The sequence below is a fragment of the Collinsella sp. HCP28S3_B9 genome (assembly GCF_052066095.1).
Taxonomy (GTDB): domain Bacteria; phylum Actinomycetota; class Coriobacteriia; order Coriobacteriales; family Coriobacteriaceae; genus Collinsella.
In genome coordinates this window covers 1-20,923 of the sequence record NZ_JBQHST010000033.1, presented here as the reverse complement: position 1 = coordinate 20,923, position 20,923 = coordinate 1, and the positions used below count along the sequence as shown (strand labels likewise).

Below are 20,923 nucleotides of genomic sequence, written 5' to 3'. Positions count from 1 at the left end.
ATTTGAGGCCGCTGGGGCCGTGTGGCGCATTGCCGCTAGTGTTATCGGCCGCGGCACGCCCCATGCTTGCGCATCAATCACGGGCATCACGCTCCCTGGGCGGCAAGCGCCGCGGTCAGGACGATGCCGGCGATCTTTGCCGCCTCGACGTCGTGCTTGTCGTAATCCTCCAAGGCTACCGAGATGGCGACCGTGGGTGAATCGTAAGGCGCAAAACCGACGAACATCGAGTTGACCTTGGTGCCGACGATCTCGGCAGAGCCGGTCTTGCCGGCAACCTTGACGCCCGGAATCTGGGCATCGGTGCCGGTGCCGGATTGAACGACGTCGAGCATGGCCTGTTTGACCTGTTCGGCCGTGGTGGCGCTGACGGCCTGGCCCAGTGAGCGGGACTGCGTGGTCTTGACCACGGTTCCGTCTGGGGCGAGCACCTGGGCAACGAAGAACGGGTCCATGACGACGCCGCTGTTGGCGATGGCCGCCGCGATAACGGCGTTCTGCATGACGGTGGTCTGCGGACCCGGCGTGTGGTCCATGCCGACGGGCTGCCCGGCGCCCGCCCAGGCGAGCTCCCATTCCGTCATCACCGACGGGTCGGGCATGATGGAGGGCGTGGTGGAGAAGTCTTGGCCGAGCGACTGGCCAAACCCAAAGGCGTTCGCCTGGTTGACGAGCGTCTCGGCGCCGAGGTCGCGGGCCAGCTGGCCGTAGGCGACGTTGGACGACACGGCAAACGCGCGGCGGAGCGAGATGGTGCCGTAGCCGATGTCGTCGGCATTGGTGACGGCAGCGCCGCCGATCTCCATCTCGGCCGGAGCGCTATAGGTGGTGTCGAGCGTCGCTGCACCGGACTCGAGCGCCGCCGAAAGCGTGACGACCTTAAACGTGGAGCCCGGAGTATAGAGGGCGTCCATGGCGCGGTCGTACATAGAACCGTCCTCACCGCCACCCGATTGCAGCAGGGCGTCGATGTTGGTGTTGTCGTAGGTGGGCGAGCTGGCACATGCGAGCACCGCGCCAGTGCGCGGGTCCATGACCACAACGGCGCCCTTAAAGCCCTTGAGAGCCTGTTCGGCAGCCGTCTGGATGCGGGAGTCGATGGTGAGTTTGGCGGTGTTGCCCGGCTGGTTTTGGCCCGCGAGCGACGCGATGGCGTTGTTCCAGCTGGAGTAATCCTTGGAACCGGTGAGCGTGTCGTTCATCACGCTCTCGATACCGGCGGTGCCGTACTGCTGGCTCACATAGCCAACCACATGGGCGGCCAGGTTGCCGTTAGGGTAGGAGCGTACGTAGGTGCCGTCCTCCTGTTGCAGCGATTCGGCCAGCGTCACGCCGTCGGACGTGATGATGGAGCCGCGCTGGATGTACTTGGAACGGGCGATGGTGTGATTGTTGGTCGGCATATCCTGGTAATCCTTGGCCTTGATGACCTGGACATAGGTGAGGTTGCCGATGAGGATGGCGAACAGGGCCGTAAAGGCAAATACCGCGCGGGTTAGGCGGTTAGCGAGCGCCACGCGGCCGAGCACGCCAGATTCGGGCGTATCGAGCAGGCGACGACGCATGCGCGAGCCGGTGGAGTGGCTGCCACGGCCGTAGGAAGACGAAGAAGCGAAGCGCGTGCCGGCATGCGCCGCGGCAGAAGCGACCTGGTCGTCAGTGATGGCGGCCATGGTGCCGGTGCCGGTGAGCTCGGCCTCGCGACCGGTGGCCTCATCGCCGGCGCGCAGCAAAAGCGCGACAATGATAAAGCTCGCCAGCAGCGAGGAGCCGCCCTGGCTCATAAAGGGCAGGGTGACGCCGGTCAGCGGAATCAGGCGGGTAACGCCGCCAACGATCAAGAAGGCCTGGAAGCTAATGGCGGCCGTGAGGCCCGTGGCGCTAAATGCGGCAAGGTCGGACTTAGCGCGGGCGGCCGTGGTCAGGCCTCGCACGGCAAAGAGCATAAACAGGACGAGTACGGCGCCGCCGCCCAAAAGGCCCATTTCCTCGCCGATGGCCGAGAAAATGAAGTCGGACTCGACGACGGGGATGTTATTGGCCATGCCATTACCGATGCCAACGCCGATAAGACCGCCGTCAGCCAACGAGAAAAGGGATTGCACAATCTGGTAGCCCTGGCCCTGGGCATCCTTAAAGGGGTCGGCCCAGATCTGGAAACGTACCTGGACATGCGACAGGAACTTGTAGGCGCCCACGGCACCCACTGCCAAAAGCGCAAGGCCGATGACGACATACGAGAAACGTCCCGTGGCGACGTAGAGCATCAGCAAGAAGATGGTGTAGAACAGCACAGCGGAGCCCAAGTCGCGCTCGAAGACAACGACCAGAAGGCATACACCCCACACAGCGAACAGCGGTAGCAGCAGGCGCAGGCGCGGGACCTTGAGGCCCAAGATCTTGCGATTGGAGATGGAGAGTAGCTCGCGGTTTTCGGCTAGGTATCCGGCCAAGAACAATACGATAAAAATCTTGGCGAACTCGCCGGGCTGGATGGTGAAGCCGGCGATGCGAATCCACAGCTTGGAGCCCGAAATGGTGGTGCCGATAAAGATGGGCAGCATCAGCAAGATGATGCCGATGATGCCAAAGGTGTACTTGTAGCGCATGACCACATCGAGATTCTTGATCATCGCGAGCGTGCCCACCATCAGTGCCACCGAGACAAACAGAATGACGAGCTGCGAGATGGCGAGGGCGGGTGCCAGACGCGTTACGAACGTGATGCCGATGCCCGAAAGCACAAAGACGATGGGCAGGATGGCCGGATCGGCACCGGGCGCCAGGATGCGCACGGCGATATGCGCCGCGGCGAAGGCGGCAAAGAGACCGATCGGCACGGCGAGCGTTTCAAACGAGATGGAAGCGCCTGCGGTGAGCACGTACATCGCATACAGCAGGATGACGGGGAACGCCGAGGCGATGAGCAAGAGCATTTCGGTGTTGCGGCGACTCATAAGCGGCACTCCCTTTCTAATTCTTATCGGAGGCTTCGGCCTCGGCGGACTGTTCGGCGGTTTTTTCGGAATTCGATTTGGAAGTCGATTCCTGGTCGGTGTTGTCGCGAATCGTTTGCGCGTCGATCACCTGGCGGGTCTGTTCCTCATCGATTTGATGACGGTACTTGGAGATAGTGTCCTGCGCGTCGTCGACACTCGTTTGCGGAATGCCTGCTTTCAGACGATTCTGCGTGTCTTCGGGTAGGTCGGATAGCTTGATGGCGGTCGTGCTCTCGAGCCAGTGCAGCTTAAGGCCGAGCGGCTTGCCGGGAATGCCCCGGTAGACCGCGACGGTGTCCTTGTAGGTGCCCAGGTAATACGAGCCGGTGACGCCCGCGTAGGCCCAGATGGCTGCCGCCAGCACAAAAGCGATGCCCAGGATGGCGGCAATGGTGACGTTGCGGCGGCGAACACGCTTCGCCTCGCGCATGACGCCGTCGTCGACCAGGTCCACAACGACTACCGTCACGTTGTCGTGGCCGCCGGCAGCGAGCGCGGCGTCCACCAGGTTATCGACGCAAATCTGCGCCGTAGACGATTGCGTGGCGATGTTTTCGATTTCGCTATCGGGAATCATGCTCGAAAGGCCGTCCGAGCACAGGATCAGGCGGTCGCCCTCTTCGATGTGCAGGGTAAAGTGGTCGGCATACATGGCGGGGTCCGAACCCAGTGCACGTGTGATAACCGAGCGGTTGGGATGGACGCGCGCCTCGTCGGCCGTAATTTCGCCAGCGTCCACGAGCTCCTCCACATAGGAGTGGTCGCGGGTCACGCGGATGAGCGTGCCCTCGTGGAGCAGGTAGGCGCGCGAGTCGCCCACGTGGGCGATGGCGAGCATGTCGTTTTCGATATAGGCGCAGGTCGCCGTGCAGCCCATACCGGGCTTGCCCAGGCCGTTGAGTGCGGCCTCGATGACGGCGGCGTTGGCAGCTTCGACGGCTGCGGCTAGGCGCGCGGCGTCGGCAGCCTGTGGCGCCGTCTTGGCGATGGTCTCGACCGCGATGGATGAGGCTACCTCGCCGGCGGCGTGACCACCCATGCCGTCGCACACGCAAAAGAGCGGCGACTGTACCAGGTAGGAGTCCTCGTTGTGCGGACGCACGCAGCCAACATCGGAGCGGGCGCCCCACATGAGTTGCGTGGTGGTGCCGGCATCGTAGGTCGAATCGGTCTCGATGCGCTCGTCGGCCAGCGGCTCAAAACTCATGGTCGAACCAGGGTCCTTGAGCTTGGCCTCCACGGCGGCGACATCAATCTCGGCCGTGTCGCCGGGCGAGACGGCGTTGGCCTCGTTGCTCGGATCGTCGACTTTAGACGTGGCGGGCACTTCGGTTGTGTTGTCGGCAGGCTCTTCGTCTTGCGGGGCGACGGCTGCGGGCTCGGGTGCCGCGAAGTGCGCGGGCGCGGGCGTGCTGTGGGGCTGAGAGGCGCCCTCCGTCGCTGTGACGGGCATCTCTTCGGCCGTAGGCTGAACGGCCTCGGGCGCCGATGCGGCCGCGGGGGAGGATGCCGCCGCGGGTGCCGGTGTAGATGCGGGCTCGGGCGCTGCGGTGGGTGCTGGAACTACGGGAAACACCGGTGCCGTGGGCTCGGGGGCCAAAAACACCGCGGCGCTCTCATCGATTGCCGCGGCGACAGACTCGGCAAAGTGGGCCGGCGCAGGTGTAGTTTCCGGTGCCGAAGGTTGATCGGCAACGGCGTGCGCGCCGATGGGGGCATCGGTGGAATTATCTTCATCCTGGCCATCGATGGGCATCAGATGGTCTTGCGTTACATGCGAAAGAGGCAGGGAGAACACGGTGTCCTCGGGCTCAACGGGCGCAGGGCCCGCCGGGGCGGCATGAGCCGGCACGGCCGCGGGGGCAGCCAGCGCCTCGGACATGGTTGCGGACTTGTTCTCCTCGTCGATCATCGACGGTTCACCTTCATGACCACGTCGCCAATCTGGACTTCGTCGCCCTCGCGCAGCGTTGCGGGCTCCACCAGCTGGCGGCCGTTAACAAGGGTGCCGTTGAGCGAGTTGAGGTCCTCGATAATAAGTGCCGGGCCCTGCAGCGAAAAACGCGCATGCGAGGCAGAGACAAACGGCTCGTTGATGCAGATGTCAGATGACGGCGAACGACCGACGATGACGGGGCCAAGCATATCCACGTGAATACCGCGGATGCCGCGCGGGCCCTTGTCCACATCGATCGTCCAGATGGCAGAGTCGCGGCGCTGGCCGCGCACGAGCCCCACGCCGGTCTTCATGACGGCGAACAAGAAGATATAAAGCAAGACGACCAGTACGATGCGGCCTGCAAAAAGGACGATATCGATGTTCATAAGCGATTAACCCCTAAATTCAAAGGTGCTCAGGCCAAACGTTAGCAGATCGCCGTTGCGCAGCGGGCAGCGCGTGATGCGGCGGTTGTTGACGAGCGTGCCGTTGGTGGAGTTGAGGTCCTCGATCGACCAGTCAGAGCCGGTAAAGGTGAGCTGGGCATGACGGCGCGACACGTTGGGGTCGCGCAGGGCGATGTCGGATACCGAGCGCTCACGACCGATGGTCACCTGCGCGGAGGTGATGTTGTGGCTCTCGCCGCTCACGACGTCGACGAGTTGGGCGAGCGGACGCTGCGGGGCGCGGGGGCTTGCCATGTTGGAGGCGATGCTGGTCGCAGCGCCAAGGCCCACGGCGGCGCCAGTGGCAGCCGCTCCGCCCATACCGGCAAGTGCGTCGCGCGAGACGGTTTGCGGCACAGGGATGGGGGCTGCGGGATCGGGGACATTGGGTGCAAAGGGGTCGGCCACAGCGAGCGGGTCGGGAGTGGCAGCGCGGGGTGTCGGCTGCTGCTGGGGCATGGCGGCCGGGTGTTGCTGCGGCGATGCAAACTGCTGCTGACCGGCGCGGGGGGCGCTTGCGGCACGGCTTGTGGCCGAGCTGTTCTGTCCCAGGCCATTTTGATAGGCGCGCTCTTCCTCGTACAGACGGCCGAGCGTGGGAGCGTCGACGTTCTCGGCAAAGACCGAGAACTTGCCGGCGCGCAGCTGAGGGTCGATCATAAAGCGAACAAGGGGCTCGCCGACAAAGACGTAGCGGCGTTTTTCGGCCTGCGCCTTCACAAACTCGCGCACCTCGCGCGAAAGCTCGGGATAGAACGGGGCAAGCATGGGGTCGTCATCGGTGGCGATCAGGATGGTATAGAGCGCCGGCGCGGTGTTGACGCCGTTGATCACCAGAGTTTGATCCTCCATGTCGCGAGCAGCCTGCTTGGCAAGCTTCTTAAAGGAGAACGGGGCACGGGTGGCACCGAAGATGCCGGCCACGTGGTCCTCGAAGATGTTCAGGAAGTTCACGAAAGATCACTCTCCGTATAGGTTCTTTGGTATCCGAGCAAATACAGGCATATCCCAACGATTATAGAGGATAGGATTCCCGCAACCGCCGCCTTGGCGACGACCGTGCCCGCAAGGCTGGCAATTTCCATATGGTGTGCAAGACAAAACGATACGGCCGAGCCGATACCGGCGACGGCAATTGCGACGATGGCGGCGAGGTTTGACCCCTGCTCGGCGCGCTTGGCATGGGCATTGAGCAGCAGCGACGTTGTCGCGGCTGCTGCTGCAATCAGTGCGAAGGCGGCCCAGAGGAACGCGTCGCCCAGCGCTGCGGCGACATTGCCAAGCCCCAGCACGCCTCCCGTAGGGAGGGCAGCTGCGGCCAGGCGGGCAAAAAGCGCGCCTATACCCGTGGCGGCAGCGGCGCTTGCCGGGCCGAGCCAAAACGCCGCGAAGCCCGCGGCGGCCCCGGCGGCAAGGATGGCGTCGCCGGTTAGACAACCTAGCGCAAGCGCGCAGGTGAGTGCCGCGCTCGCGGCCGCTTCGGTGCGTCCCCAGGCAATCCACCATCCGGACATGGCGGCGGCAAAAATGACCGCGACCGGCAGCATCGACAGGATGCCCTGCTCCTGCATGGTGGCGTTGGCCATGAGCACCAAAAAGCCCACGGCCGAGATAGCCGAGCCGATCTGCGGTGCCAAGCCTGCCGCCGCGCCAATAGCGATGGCCGCGGCGACCAGCCCGGGAAGCGCCGCGACGCCCGCTGTCTGCATAAGCAAAAAGCTGAAGGTTGCACACGTTAGCGCCGAGATACCGCGCATGGTGTAATCGCGCGCGCAGCTCCAGCGCGTGCCCGCCCAACCAAGCGCGGGGTCGACTTCGATGGCGTTATCCTCGTAAGGTAGCGACTCCATATCGTCTGCCGCGTGCTCGTCGTCCGAAAGCTCGCTTACCATCTGCTCCAAGCTGCGACGGCCTTCGCGCACGCTCCCCAAGCCGGCAAGGAGTTGGTCGCAGAATGCCTCGATGCTATCGGGGCGGTCTTGCGGCATAGGGGAGAGGGCGCTCATGAGCGCTGCCTCGGCTCCCGGGGGAAAGTGCGGGATCAGCTCGCTGGGGTAGGTGGCGCCGCCGATGATGCGGTCGAGCGAGTCGGCAGGCGTTGCCGCCATAAAGGGGGCCCTGCCGCACAGGCCCTCGTAGATCACGCAGGCAAGGGCAAAGACATCGGCGCGCTCGTCGACCGTGCCGGTCTCGATATCGAGCTGTTCGGGCGGCATGTAGCCGATGGTGCCGCCGCGCGATCCGCCAAAGCCGCCGGCAGATGACAGCCGCGCCATGCCAAAGTCGGTGAGCTTTACATTGCCCGAGTGGTCAATGAGCACATTGGCGGGCTTTATGTCCAGATGAAGCACGCCGTTTGCATGGGCAAAGGTGAGCGCCTGACCCAACGCGTCGGCAATGGTCGCTGCCTCGTCAAAGGTGAGCGAGTGGCCGTCCACGCGATGCAAAAACTCGGCCAGCGACATGCCGTCGACATACTCCATGACCAGGTAGGCATAGGCGGTGTCATGCGTAAAGTCGATAACCTGCACGATATTGGGATGTTGAAGCATGGCGGCGGTATGTGCCTCGCGCAGTACATCCATGATGTCGCTGGCGGGCATGCCGGAGCCGTTGATAAGAGGGATGCGCTTAATGGCCACGCGACGACGCAGGTGCGTGTCGCGGCAAATCTCGATGGAGCCAAAACCACCGGTCGCAAGCGTCTCGAGCGGCTGGTACCGCTTGAGCAGCTCGCGAGAGCTGGTGCCCTCCAAAGGGACGTCCGGCGAGAACCGGGCGGTATGTTGCGAGAAAAGCGGCATGGCCAACCCTCGTGCGTTTAAAGTTCGTTTGCGAGCGGCGGGCGCGGGGCCGAGCCATTCGCGGTGGCATAGATGCTGCTAGTGTAGCACGCTCTGGTGCATGGGGAGGATAGCGGGATGCGAGGCTGCCTGTCTGACTTGGCCTTAGCGCTTCTTCTTGCCCTTCTTCTGCTTGCACTGCTTGCCCTTGTTGTCCTGGGGCTTGTCTGCCTTGTCTCCCTGCTTGGCCTCGGCTGCAGCCTTCTCGGCCTTCATTTTCTTCTTCTTGGTCTCGATGCGGAGCTTTTTGTTGATGCGCGCCTTAAGGAAGGAGCCAAACTGCTCGGCGTCGCCGCGAACAAAGGTGTCCTTGGGGATCGTCACGCCCTGGTCTGCGAACATGGCAACAAAGATGCGCTCGCCGTCGAGTACGTGGTCGAGCTTCTCAAACGGGAAGAACTGCGACTTGCCGCTCTTGCCCCAAACCATCAAGCCGTCCTCGTTGGCGGCGACGCGGCGATAGCGGCCACCCATGGACTTGTCGGCCTCGACGGCGTCGATAAAGTCGCGGGCGAGCGTGTGGTGCAGGTTTTTGCTCCACCAGGCCAAAAAGGCGCCGAACACGATCAGGACGACGCCAAACTTGATCCAGCTGCCGCCGGCCACCAACATGCCGATGCCGAGCAGCGCGGCAATTGCCGCGGCGACATACAGCGAGCCGCGACGCCTGGGCGAGGCGACCAAGCGGGCGAAGTCGGTGACGAGGTCGTTTTCGTACTGATACTCGTTGAGGTACAGGATGCCGTCGTCGGCTGCTGCCTGTTTCTCGAGCGCGACCTCGACCTGGTCGGCTGCTTCGGAGGGAACGAGGTTGCTCTCTGCGTCTGCCATGCTCTTTGGACTCCTATCGCGGCGGGCTCGCCGTACGGGTTATTATGAGTGCAGTATGCCGTGCGACCGCATGGCCGTCGCGGCAACAAAACTCAGTATACCCGGGGGAGCACCCATGGAATCGTTGTACCGAAAGTATCGCCCGCTCACCTTCGACTCCGTGGTGGGCCAGCAGCATATCGTCTCGACGCTCGAGCACGCCATCACCGAGGGACGCCTGTCCCACGCGTACCTGTTCTGCGGACCGCGCGGCACGGGCAAGACCACCATGGCGCGCATTCTGGCCAAGGCGCTGCTATGCCGCAATGCCGAGGCGGCGCGCGCCGAGGGCGCAAGCGGCTGCATGCCCGATGGCACTTGCGAAGAGTGCGAGCTCATCGCCGAGGGCAACCACCCCGATGTCTACGAGCTCGATGCCGCAAGCCGTACGGGCGTGGACAATGTGCGCGAGGAGATCATCAACTCCGTTAACTTTGCCCCGGTGCGTGGCAAGTACAAGATCTATATTATCGACGAGGTCCATATGCTCACGACGGCGGCGTTCAACGCGCTGCTCAAGACGCTCGAGGAGCCGCCGGCGCACGTGATCTTTGTGTTGTGCACCACCGATCCGCAAAAGATTCTGGAGACCATCCTCTCGCGCTGCCAGCGCTTCGATTTCCACCGCATCGGCAACGAGGATATCGAGCATCGTCTGTCCTACGTGTGCGAGCAGGAGGGCTTCGATTACGACGACGAGGCGCTGGCCATCGTGGCGCGCCATGCCAAGGGCGGCATGCGCGACGCGCTTTCCACGCTGGAGCAGCTGAGCGTTTTTGGCAACGGCGCCGTGCATGCGGACGATGCCCGCTCGCTTTTGGGCGAGGTTTCGGACCAGATCCTGGGCGAGTTTGCCCGCGCCATCGCCGAGCGTGATATTGCTGAACTCTATGGGCTCATTCGCGCACAGGTCGAGGAGGGCAATGACCTGCTTGAGCTGACGCGCGACCTGGTGGCGCACGTGCGCGACGTGTATGTGGCCTGCGTTGCCGGTACCCGTGGCGAGCTGTTTGAGGGCGGGGCCGAGCAGGCCGAGGCGCTTGCTGCCGAGGCCGCTGCCTTTGGCGGGCATCCGGCCGACCGTCTGGCCCGCGTGCTGACAGTGCTCGACGATGCCGCGTTGGAGATGAGGGGTGCGAGCGACGTGCGCCTGGTGCTCGAGATCGCCTGCACGCGCCTGGCGCGTCCCGAGGCCGATCTGACCATTGAGGCCCTGGCCGAGCGCGTGGCACGCTTGGAGGCCATGGTCGCCAACGCCGCGGTGCCGGCGAGCGTGGCTGCTGCTGGTGGTGCTGCGCCCGCGGCTGTCGCGGCTGCACCTGTGGCGACACAACAACCGACGCTGATTTCGGGTGCCCGAGCTGCCGCTCCGACGGCATCTGCCGCTCCCGCCGCTGCGTTTGCGCACCAGGGCGGCATGCCCTGGGACCGCGGCGCTGCCGCTCCGGCGGCCCAGCCCGCGCCGGCCCCCAAGCCCGCTGCGCCTGCGCCTCAGCCTGCCCCGGCTCCGATGCCCCAGCCCACCGCCGCTTCGGCTCCCGTACCTGCCGCTGCGCCGGCGCCTAAGCCCCAGCCCAACACTGCCGCTCAGGTTGCTGCCGCCGGCGCCGCCGAGACCCCTGCGGTCGAGGATGCCGGCGAGCTCCAGCGCAAATGGGTCGAGGTCGTCGAGCGCGTCAAGGCCCAACAACCTTCTTATGCGGCTCTCCTGTTGAACGCTCGCGCTACGGCAGACGATGGTTCTAAGCTCACGGTCTCGTTCCCTACGGCATTTGCTATCAAGATGCTCGGGCGTGCTGATACACAGGCGGTGTTTTTGCCGACAGTCAGTGCGGTCTTCGGTCGTCGCACCGTCGACTATGTCCTGGATGGGGGTGTCAGGCCGGCTCCTCAACATGAGGAGCATTCTCCATCTGTACGGGCTGCGGCATCTGCGGACCCGCAACCCGTGTCCTCGGCGGCCCCTGCATCCTCGAGCGCCAGCGCGCCGCAGCCAAAAGCGGCACCGGTAGCGGCACCGATCCCGTCGGTGACTGAACCCGCCGTGCCCAAACCGGCTGCTCCGATCCCCGCGTCCAAGCCCGCTGCCGCGCCTGCACCCAAGTCATCCAACCTGGCCAAGGCCCCCTGGCTGCGCTCCGACAACCCTGCCGGTGCTCCTGCCACGGGCAAGCTCCCGACCGAGCCCGCGCCCCGAGTGTCCGAGTGCGCGTCTGCTCCCAAGATTCAGCCGTCTGTACAGGCTGCGCCATGGGAATCCGAGCAGGTACCCTACGACGACGCCATGGTCGGCGGCTTCGCCGGCGATGCGAACGGGGAAGATCTTCCTCCGTTCGCCATGCCTGCCGCGGCGCCTGCGCCCAGCCCTGCCGCTTCGGCCGCAGCTCCCGCGGCTGCGACGTCCGCTCCTGCAAGTGACGACGCCCTCGCTGCCCCTTGGGAGTCCAGCCCCGGCGCCGGCAGTCCTTTCGGTCACCAGGGCGCAGCCCCGGGCATCCCGCAGACCGAGGACGAGGCCAAAGCCCTCATACGTAGTGTCTTTGGCCAGTCCACCATCTTCAAGCCGGTGGAGTAACTATGCGGGCGGGTATATACGCCGAGTTGTGAGACCTTGCATAATTCGACCTTGCATAGTCTTGGGCGGCGCGTCACGCTAGAGGACATGTACATCGACTGAGTTAGCGCGACCGCCCCGCTCGTATGCCCCGCGCCGTGGTACGATTTTTGAGTTTGAAAGTCCCGCCGTGCCCGGCTGCCCTTGCAGCTTGTCGCGCGACCACACGTAAAGGAGCCATCATGGCCGGTATGAACATGCAGCAGATGATGAAGCAGGCCCGCAAGATGCAGGAGCAGCTTGCCGCCGCGCAGGAGAACCTCAAGTCCCAGACCGTCGACGCTTCTGCCGGTGGCGGCATGGTCAAGGTGACCGTTAACGGCGAGATGGAGCTCGTCAACCTCACCATCGACCCCGATGCGCTCGATCCCGAGGACGTCGATATGCTGCAGGACATGATTATGGCTGCCGTCAACGAGGCCGTCCGCGGCGTCAACGAGCTCGCCAACAAGCAGATGGGCGCCATCGCCGGCGGCCTCAACATCCCGGGCATGCCGTTCTAAGACGCGCACATATATGAGTGCCAACCATAGTCTGCAAAAACTGCTCGATGAGCTGGGCCGTCTGCCGGGCATTGGCCCCAAATCGGCCCAGCGCATCGCCTACTACCTGCTCGAGGCCGACGCCGAGGAGGCGCGCCGCCTGGCCGAGGCCATTCTAGAGGTTAAGCAGGAAGTGCATTTTTGCAGCCGCTGCTTTAATTACGCCACCGCTGACGAGTGCTCCATCTGCCAAGACTCGATGCGCGACACCACCCGCATCTGCGTGGTGGGTGAGCCGCGCGATGTCCAGGCGATTGAGCGCACGGGCAGCTACCACGGCCTCTACCACGTGCTGGGCGGCGTGATCAGCCCCATGGACAAGATCGGCCCCGAGCAGCTGCACATCCGCGAGTTGCTGGCGCGCTTGGGCCACGAGGACATCCACGAGGTCATTATCGCCACCAACCCCAACATTGAGGGCGAGACCACGGCGAGCTACCTTGCCCGCACCATCAAGCCTCTGGGCGTCGAGGTGTCGCGTCTGGCGAGCGGCCTGCCCGTGGGAGGCGACCTGGAGTATGCTGACGAGCTTACGCTCGGCCGTGCTATCGAGGCCCGTCGTGCGATCTAGGCGGCGTCAGCTCCGCGGCATGTCCCGTCGGCCTGCCGCACGGGGCGCTCATAATTGGGCACGCGTTCATGCATTTGTTGTACAACAAACCTGCTTTTCATCCGCTTATCGCGTGGATGGGTCCACTCTCACCTCGTATTTGCCCATTCGTTGCACAACCTTTTGAGTTCGCTGATACACTCAAATGTGGATATGAAAGAATACGCCGCTTTTAAGCGGCGTGTTTTTGTTGGAGGAGAACGCATGCGGCCCGCTAGCACTCAGACAAAGCATGGCGCCGCGGTGCGCATGCGACGCCGGCTGGGCCTGGCGCCTCGGGCGTACGTGCTGCTGTCTTGCTCGCTTGTACTGGTCATAGCCGGTGTTTCGGCTTATGGCATGACGGTGCCGTCCATGGTACAGGCGTATGCTGCGCGCGAGCTGCATATTGGGCGCAAGGCCAAAAGCGACTTGGGAACGACAACCGGATATGCGTGGGCGAGCGTGGTCTCGCATGTTGTGTTCGGTGGCGACGATGCGGACAGTCCAGAAACATCGGACAACGAGGTTACGCTGGCAAACGGCAAGACCATCGTGCTCACCAACACCAAGGTCATTACGAAGCTTTCCAACAACAGTGTGGCTTCTGTCGTCAATAAGGCCGAGCAGCAGAAGGGGCAGGACGCCCAACAGACAGGCCAGCCCGGCGGTTCGGGTTCGTCTGGCTCCAGCTCCGATTCGTCGGGCGGCGGTTCCGGTTCGGGCTCCGCCTCTGGCGGTGGATCTTCGAGTGATGGCTCGACGGACGGCGGTGCCGGCGGCGACACGGGCTCGGGTGGTCTCTCGGCTGCCGAGGAGGAGAGTATTCACAGCTGGCTCGTGACCAAATACAACATGCTCGATGGCTATGTCGCCCGCGCCAACAGCGTGGTTTCGACCTATAACGCTACGGGCGATACCGGACCGTGCGATAGCCTGACCAACGATATGTTTGTCATCCGTGCCGAGTTTGGCCGGCAAACGTTTTCTCCCAAGTCAAAGTGGTATCAGCAATACGCCAACCTATGGGGTTGCTACACCAATCTGTGCCAATGGGTGGGGCATTATGGCGATGACGACGTCGCGCTCAACAACTTCAATACCAAAGTGGCGGCGATCGCCCTATGACGAATAGCCTTGCTTCTGTGGCAACCCAGTCGCTCAGCCGTGACCCTATGGTGGGCCTGCGCCTGGCGCGCGTTGGAGGGTTTGAGCCCGCCATTGCGCTGGGCCCGGACGAGCTTCCCGCCTACCTGCGCCGTTTTACGATGCTGTTTGCCGATGACGCCACCATGCGCCGCGGCGGTATCGGCCGTGTGACGCGTGCCGTCAACGCGCAGGGCGAGGCCGTGGCACTCAAGCAGCTCATCTTGCCAACGCGCGACGAATTTGATGACGATGTCGCCCACGAGGCGCTGGTCACCAAGTTCAAGGCGGCGTTTCGCGAGGAATACGAATGCCATCGCGCCCTTTCGGGCCTTAGAGGCTTTCCCCGCCTGTATGGATGGGGCGAGGTTGACGGCGTGCCCGCGATTGTCATGGAGTGGGTCGAGGGCGAGACGCTCGCTCGCCTGCGCTCGCGCCTTGCCGTGGACGAGGCCGGGCGTCTGTCGCCGCTCGTGGCGGCGCGCCTGGGTCGCGACCTGTTCGATCTGCTCTGCCGCATGAGCTTGGTAGGCGAGGGGTTCGTCCATCGCGATATCTCGCCCGCTAATATTATGGTGCGCACGGCGCGCCTGCCGCTCGACCGACAGCTTGCCGAAGGCACCTTCGACCTGTGCTTGATCGACTTTGGCTCTTCGCTGGCGCTCGAGCCCGCCTCTGCGGTGGCCGGCACCGGCGGCAAGGCGTCGTTTACCGAGCGCTATGCCACGTTGCGCCGCGCGACGGTGGCCTACGCCCCGCCCGAGATGCTCACCGACGATATCCCCGACCTGCGCATGCTTCGCATGTCGCCGGCAATCGATGTGTATGCAGCGGCGAGTACGGTCTACGAGCTCATCGCCGGTGTCGCGCCGTACGAAGTAGCGCCGGGTGCGTCGGGTACTTCGGGCTCGCGCAAAAAGACGTGCGATATCGCCAGCCCTTATCGCCTCAAGATGGATACGCTGCCCGATTATCCCGTTGGCGCCCACGCGCCCGGCTGCGACTTGACGCAACTGCTGCGACGCGAGCCCGATGTGGCACTTGCCGCGGCCGAACAGGCTCAGCAGCTCGGACTCGATCCAAATTCCGAGGATCTGCGCGATGCGCTGGCGTTTGTCGATGCCCAGTTGTTCGACGTGGTCATGGCCTGCCTGTCCTGCCATCAGGAAGATCGTCCCGAGCCGGCTGCGGTGGAGGCGGCGCTCTCGGCATTTTGCGACCACTATGCGCAAAATGTCGCCCGCTCGATTCGCGCCGAGCCGCTCATGCCGTGCCCGATGGAGGTATCGGGGCACACGGCCCGGCGTGCGGCGATGGTTGGTGCGACGGCGGTATGCGGCGTGCTTTGGGCTGTGGTCGTGGTATCAGCTGCGCTGTTGGCGTCGGGCGCCCATGTGACGCTCGTCGTAGGACCGCTTATGTGGTCCGGGAAGCTGCCGGCCATTATCGCCGCACTGGCGTTGGCACCGCCGGGCATGGTGGGCATCGCTGCCGGCGCCATGGCACACGATCGTCGCACGGGGTTCCTGCATGGCGTACTGGCGCTTTCTGCCTGCGAGGTTCCGGTGCTGATCGCGGTTGCATGCACCGTGTTTTCCCAGCGCGCCGTAGCGAGCGGCTTCGTTGCCGCCTTAATTGCAACCTATGCGCTCACGTGGTTTTTGCTGGCGATGGGGTTTGCCTTCGAGCTTCCCGTCGTGTCAGCGCGACGTGCGAAAATTTCCATGGCGACGCCGCTTGCCGGCGGAGCCGCGGCTGCTCGCGCCTTTGGCGGGCCGGCCGAAGCATCCGACACTATCTCTGCGACCAAGGAGGGCTAAGCCATGGCTTCTCAAGCTGAGCTCACCCCGTGCGGGGCAATGTTTGACATCTTTAAGCGCGCAGCGCACCTGAGCCATATCGAACTGTGCGGCCTGGTGCTCTCGAGCCGCCCGCTCGTCGACGGCCGTAGTCCGCAGAGCCGTGCTGCCGATCGCTCTTGGGTTTCGCGCTTTATCGTGCGCGCGCCGGTCGGCACGCTGCAGGAACGTTATTTTGCCGATTACGGCACCTCGGCCGCGCGCATTATGTCGCAGCTGGCCCTGCGCCGCCGCAATCCCATGGACGCCGCGGCCGTGACCAACATGGTGTGCGGCCCCGCTGGCGAGCCCATGGTGCGGGCACTCGAGGAATGCCATCAGGACACGAATCTCTATCGCAATGCGCTCGAGCGCCTGTCGCAGGCGGCTGAGCTCATGCCCGCCGAGCGCGCCGAGGCCATCCTGGTGCTGTTTGTCGCCGTGGGCTGCTCGGCAGATGTCCGCTCGTCGGTGACCTATGCCCTCGACTACGCTCATGCGACCTGTGGCGGCGCCACGTCGACGCCGCGCTCGCTGAGCACCTCGACGGTCACGGGCGAGCACGAGGCGGCGCCTGCGCACCCGTTGGGACTGCTGCGCGTGCAAAACGGCTACGTGGTGAGCGCCCCGCGCTGGATTCAGCCGAGTGAGGAGGGCGTCGAGATCGGCGCGCTGGCGACGGGGGAGGGCGATATCACCGATGTGGGCGATGACGTTTCGGCTCGCCATGCCCACGTGTGGTGCGATGACCAAAATGTCTGGTACGTCGAGGACCTGTCGTCCACCAACGGAACTGTGGTGGTAAACGGCGCGACGAACGTCTGCACCCAGGTCGAGCCCGGCCGCTCCGCTCAGCTCAACCCCGGTGACGAGCTCAGGCTCGGAGAATCCACAACCTACGCCATCCTCCTCGGCGCCCTCTGACTCATCTCCTAAATAAGTTGCGGTGAAATAGGGACTGTTTAAGACTGCGGCCGGCAAAAACAGTCCCTATTTCACCGCAACTGCCATTTGGTCCCTCGGTGACGGAAGGATAATTTTTGCCCTTGATGGTCGCTCGGGGTAAACCTTTACCGCCCGCCTATATTTGTCGAAATTACACTTGACGGCGGGGTACAATAAACCCGCATGCGGATTTCCGTTGCGGGCGCTTCCCATCACCGGGGCGTGCCCGGGAGCATCCGGCATGCGGCCTTTGCGGCGCTCGATCATGTGCAAGACGGGTAGCTGGGCCTGTGGGGCGCGTGCAGCCCTCCTCGCCTCGGCATGCCTTCTCTCCACGCCATGTACCTGCTGCTGAGTCCGCCTGTCAGATGACTGGAAGCAACAGCGAAAATCCCATCACGCCAACATCCCGGTAATCGCCGGGGCCTGTATACCTATATGAGAGGAGAGGGGTATATGGCGCGTAAGTTTAAGTCTATGGACGGCAACGAGGCGGCCGCATATGTTTCGTATGCGTACACCGAGGTAGCGGGAATTTATCCCATTACGCCGTCCAGCCCGATGGCCGACCATGTCGACCAGTGGGCGGCCCAGGGTCGCAAGAACATCTTTGGCACCCCGGTCAAGGTCGTCGAGATGGAGTCCGAGGCGGGTGCAGCCGGTACCGTTCACGGTTCGCTGGGCGCCGGTGCTCTGACCACCACCTACACGGCTTCTCAGGGCCTGCTCCTGATGATCCCGAACATGTACAAGATCGCGGGCGAGCAGCTCCCGGGCGTCTTCCACGTCTCCGCGCGTTGCGTCGCTTCCCACGCCCTGAACATCTTTGGCGATCACTCCGACGTCATGGCCTGCCGCCAGACCGGTTTCGCCATGCTCGCCGAGGGCAACGTCCAGGAGGTCATGGACCTCTCGCCGGTGGCTCACCTTGCCGCCATCGAGGGTAAGACCCCGTTCCTCAACTTCTTCGACGGCTTCCGCACCAGCCACGAGATCCAGAAGGTCGCCATGTGGGACTACAAGGATCTTGCCGAGATGTGCGACATGGACGCCGTCCAGGCTTTCCGCGATCACGCGCTCAACCCTGAGCACCCGCACACCCGCGGCAGCCATGAGAACGGCGACATCTTCTTCCAGAACCGCGAGGCCTGCAATAAGGTCTACGACGAGCTCCCTGCCGTCGTCGAGGGCTACATGAAGAAGATCAACGAGAAGCTCGGCACCGATTACGGCCTGTTCAACTACTACGGCGCTCCCGATGCCGATCGCGTCGTCGTGTGCATGGGCTCCTTCTGCGACGTGCTCGAGGAAGTCATCGACTACCTCAACGCTCACGGTGAGAAGGTCGGCCTGGTCAAGGTTCGCCTGTTCCGTCCGTTCTCCATCAAGCACTTCGTGGACGTTCTCCCCGAGACCGTCCAGAAGATCGCCGTCATGGACCGCACCAAGGAGCCGGGTTCCATCGGCGAGCCGCTCTACCAGGACGTCGTCTCCGCTCTCTACGAGGCCGGCAAGACGGGTATCAAGGTCGTCGGCGGCCGTTACGGCCTGGGCAGCAAGGACACGCCTCCCGCGTCCGCGTTTGCCGTCTTCGAGGAGCTCAAGAAGGACGAGCCCAAGCGCGAGTTCACCATCGGCATTGTCGATGACGTGACCAACCTGAGCCTGCCCGAGGCCGAGGATGCGCCCAACACCGCAGCTCCCGGCACCATCGAGTGCAAGTTCTGGGGTCTGGGTGGCGACGGTACCGTCGGCGCCAACAAGAACTCGATTAAGATCATCGGCGACCACACCGACAAGTACGTTCAGGCCTACTTCCAGTACGACTCCAAGAAGACCGGCGGTGTTACCGTCTCGCACCTGCGCTTTGGTGATTCCCCGATCCGCTCGCCGTACTACGTGACCAAGGCCGACTTTGTCGCTTGCCACAACCCCAGCTACATCGTCAAGGGCTTCAAGATGGTCCGCGACGTCAAGCCTGGCGGCACCTTCCTGGTCAACTGCCAGTGGAGCGACGAGGAGTTCGCCGAGCACATGTCCGCCGTGGCCAAGCGCTACATCGCGAACAACAACATCAACGTCTACCTGATCGACGCTATCGACCTGGCCGCCAAGGTTGGCATGGGCAAGCGCACCAACACGGTGCTCCAGTCCGCCTTCTTCGCGCTGGCCAAGGTCCTGCCCGCCGAGGACGCCCTGCAGTACATGAAGGACGCGGCTACCAAGTCCTACATGAAGAAGGGCCAGGCCATCGTCGACGCCAACCACAAGGCCATCGATGCCGGCGCTACCGCCTTCCGTAAGTTCGAGGTTCCGGCCGACTGGGCTACCGCCGAGGACGCCGCTCCTGTCGAGCTTTCCGAGGAGACCAAGTCCGCTATCGCCCAGCAGGTCAAGAACCTGCTCGAGCCCATCGATCGCATGGATGGCGACAGCCTGCCTGTTTCCGCCTTCGTCGATTGCGCCGACGGCCAGTTTGAGCTGGGCGCCTCCGCATACGAGAAGCGCGGCGTCGCCGTGGTCGTTCCTCACTGGGACGAGACCAAGTGCATCCAGTGCAACCAGTGCGCCTATGTGTGCCCGCATGCCACCATCCGTCCGTTCGCGATGACCGAGGACGAGGCTGCCGCCGCGCCCGAGGCTACCCGTACGCTCGACGCCATGGGTCCCAAGGCCAAGGGCATGAAGTTCACCATGGCCGTGTCCCCGCTCGACTGCATGGGCTGCACCAACTGCGTCAAGGTCTGCCCCAAGGGCGCCCTCGAGATGGTTCCCGCCGAGCAGGAGATGGATCAGCAGCCCGTTTGGGACTACATGGTCAAGAACGTCTCCGAGAAGAAGGAGCTCATCGCGGCCAACGTCAAGGGCAGCCAGTTTAAGCAGCCCTACCTGGAGTTCTCCGGCTCCTGCGCCGGCTGCGCCGAGACCGCTTATGCACGTCTGGTGACCCAGGTCGCCGGCGACCGCATGTTCATCTCCAACGCCACCGGCTGCTCCTCCATTTGGGGCAACCCCGCTGCCACCGCTCCTTACTGCAAGGACAAGGACGGTCACGGCCCGGCGTGGAACAACTCCCTGTTCGAGGACAATGCTGAGCACGGTCTGGGCATGGCCATCGGTTACGAGGCCGTCCAGAATAAGCTGATCGCCGCCACCCAGGAGCTCATCGCTGCCGATGGTCCGTCCGACGAGCTCAAGGCCGCCGGTCAGGCTTGGATCGACTCCGTCAACGACGTCGAGGCCTCCAAGACTGCTGCTGCCGCCTACGTTGCCGAGCTCGAGAAGTGCGGCTGCGACGCTTCCAAGGCGATCCTCGCCGACAAGGCTTACCTCACCAAGAAGTCCTTCTGGATCTTCGGTGGCGACGGTTGGGCCTACGACATCGGCTTCGGTGGTCTGGACCACGTCCTGGCTTCTGGCCACAACGTCAACGTCTTCGTCTTCGACACCGAGGTCTACTCCAACACCGGCGGTCAGGCCTCCAAGGCTTCGAACCTGGGCCAGGTTGCTCAGTTCGCCGCTGCCGGCAAGGTGACCAAGAAGAAGTCTCTGGCCGAGATCGCTATGAGCTATGGTTACGTCTACGTGGCGCAGGTTGCCATGGGCGCCAACCCGGCTCAGACTCTCAAGGCCATCCACGAGGCCGAGGCCTATGACGGCCCGTCCCTCATCATCGGCTACAGCCCCTGCGAGATGCACTCCATCAAGAAGGGCGGCATGCAGAACTGCCAGGCCGAGATGAAGAAGGCCGTCGAGTGCGGTTACTGGAACCTCTTCCGCTTCAACCCCGAGGCTGCTGCCGGCAAGAAGTTCTCGCTCGATTCCAAGGAGCCCGCGGGCGGCTATCAGGAGTTCCTGATGAACGAGGCCCGTTACGCTTCGCTGACGCGTTCCTTCCCCGAGCGCGCCGAGGAGCTCTTCAAGGAGAACGAGCAGGCCGCTATGGACCGCTACGCTCACCTGCTGAAGCTTAAGACGGTGTACAACGAGGCCTAGGTCTCCCACCGCAGGATCTGAGGGCTAACCTTCGCGGACGTCCTCGGACATGAAAGAACCCCCGCTGCGCACTGAACTGCACCCCAAAACTTGGACGGCTTAAATAAGAACTACGCCGCAAGGGACTGTCTCCGGAACTCCTCCGGGGTCAGTCCC

The 20,923-nt window shown here is 63.7% G+C and carries 13 protein-coding genes; 7 read left to right on the top strand and 6 right to left on the bottom strand.

The annotated features are described in order from the left end of the window. Nucleotides 1-86: 86 nt before the first annotated feature. The 6 genes from ACTNBB_RS07955 to ACTNBB_RS07930 all read right to left on the bottom strand — a co-directional run bounded on the left by ACTNBB_RS07955 (nt 87) and on the right by ACTNBB_RS07930 (nt 9,058). The gene (locus tag ACTNBB_RS07955) at nt 87-2,957 is read right to left on the bottom strand and encodes an FtsW/RodA/SpoVE family cell cycle protein (RefSeq protein WP_441041749.1); all 2,871 of its coding nucleotides are present in this window, start codon (nt 2,955-2,957) and stop codon (nt 87-89) included. 16 nt (nt 2,958-2,973) lie between these two features. Then, nucleotides 2,974-4,911, bottom strand: coding sequence for a Stp1/IreP family PP2C-type Ser/Thr phosphatase (locus tag ACTNBB_RS07950; RefSeq protein WP_441031905.1), 1,938 nt, complete (start codon nt 4,909-4,911; stop codon nt 2,974-2,976). Next, nucleotides 4,908-5,324, bottom strand: a complete 417-nt coding sequence (locus ACTNBB_RS07945) for an FHA domain-containing protein (RefSeq protein ID WP_055250779.1) — start codon at nt 5,322-5,324, stop codon at nt 4,908-4,910. Before ACTNBB_RS07945 ends, ACTNBB_RS07950 begins: the two co-directional genes overlap by 4 nt. Nucleotides 5,325-5,330: 6 nt before the next feature. Next, nucleotides 5,331-6,338, bottom strand: coding sequence for an FhaA domain-containing protein (locus ACTNBB_RS07940; RefSeq protein ID WP_427719325.1), 1,008 nt, complete (start codon nt 6,336-6,338; stop codon nt 5,331-5,333). Then, entirely contained in the window at nt 6,335-8,188 is a 1,854-nt protein-coding gene (locus tag ACTNBB_RS07935; protein ID WP_441057713.1) for a serine/threonine-protein kinase, read from the bottom strand. The genes ACTNBB_RS07940 and ACTNBB_RS07935 overlap by 4 nt, the downstream gene beginning before the upstream one ends. A gap of 144 nt (nt 8,189-8,332) precedes the next feature. Beyond that, entirely contained in the window at nt 8,333-9,058 is a 726-nt protein-coding gene (locus ACTNBB_RS07930; protein WP_441057710.1) for a hypothetical protein, read from the bottom strand. A gap of 115 nt (nt 9,059-9,173) precedes the next feature. Here ACTNBB_RS07930 and dnaX point away from each other — a divergent pair, with 115 nt between their 5' ends. The 7 genes from dnaX (at nt 9,174) to nifJ (ending at nt 20,767) form a co-directional block, all read left to right on the top strand. Continuing rightward, on the top strand, nt 9,174-11,672 hold the full coding sequence (gene dnaX, locus ACTNBB_RS07925; RefSeq protein ID WP_441057707.1) for a DNA polymerase III subunit gamma/tau: 2,499 nt from the start codon (nt 9,174-9,176) through the stop codon (nt 11,670-11,672). A gap of 221 nt (nt 11,673-11,893) precedes the next feature. After that, nucleotides 11,894-12,214: a YbaB/EbfC family nucleoid-associated protein gene (locus tag ACTNBB_RS07920; RefSeq protein ID WP_427719331.1), complete on the top strand. Its 321-nt coding sequence runs from the start codon at nt 11,894-11,896 to the stop codon at nt 12,212-12,214. Nucleotides 12,215-12,227: 13 nt separating this feature from the next. Next, nucleotides 12,228-12,824 (top strand): recombination mediator RecR, encoded by a 597-nt coding sequence (recR, locus tag ACTNBB_RS07915; protein ID WP_099432550.1) that lies wholly within the window; start codon nt 12,228-12,230, stop codon nt 12,822-12,824. A 243-nt stretch (nt 12,825-13,067) separates the two neighbouring features. Then, nucleotides 13,068-13,970: a hypothetical protein gene (locus tag ACTNBB_RS07910; protein ID WP_427794094.1), complete on the top strand. Its 903-nt coding sequence runs from the start codon at nt 13,068-13,070 to the stop codon at nt 13,968-13,970. Continuing rightward, entirely contained in the window at nt 13,967-15,808 is a 1,842-nt protein-coding gene (locus ACTNBB_RS07905) for a serine/threonine protein kinase (protein WP_441057703.1), read from the top strand. Before ACTNBB_RS07910 ends, ACTNBB_RS07905 begins: the two co-directional genes overlap by 4 nt. Nucleotides 15,809-15,811: 3 nt before the next feature. Beyond that, nucleotides 15,812-16,750: an FHA domain-containing protein gene (locus ACTNBB_RS07900; protein ID WP_441057700.1), complete on the top strand. Its 939-nt coding sequence runs from the start codon at nt 15,812-15,814 to the stop codon at nt 16,748-16,750. 477 nt (nt 16,751-17,227) lie between these two features. Beyond that, nucleotides 17,228-20,767, top strand: a complete 3,540-nt coding sequence (gene nifJ, locus ACTNBB_RS07895) for a pyruvate:ferredoxin (flavodoxin) oxidoreductase (RefSeq protein WP_441057697.1) — start codon at nt 17,228-17,230, stop codon at nt 20,765-20,767. The last annotated feature ends 156 nt before the right edge of the window (nt 20,768-20,923 follow it).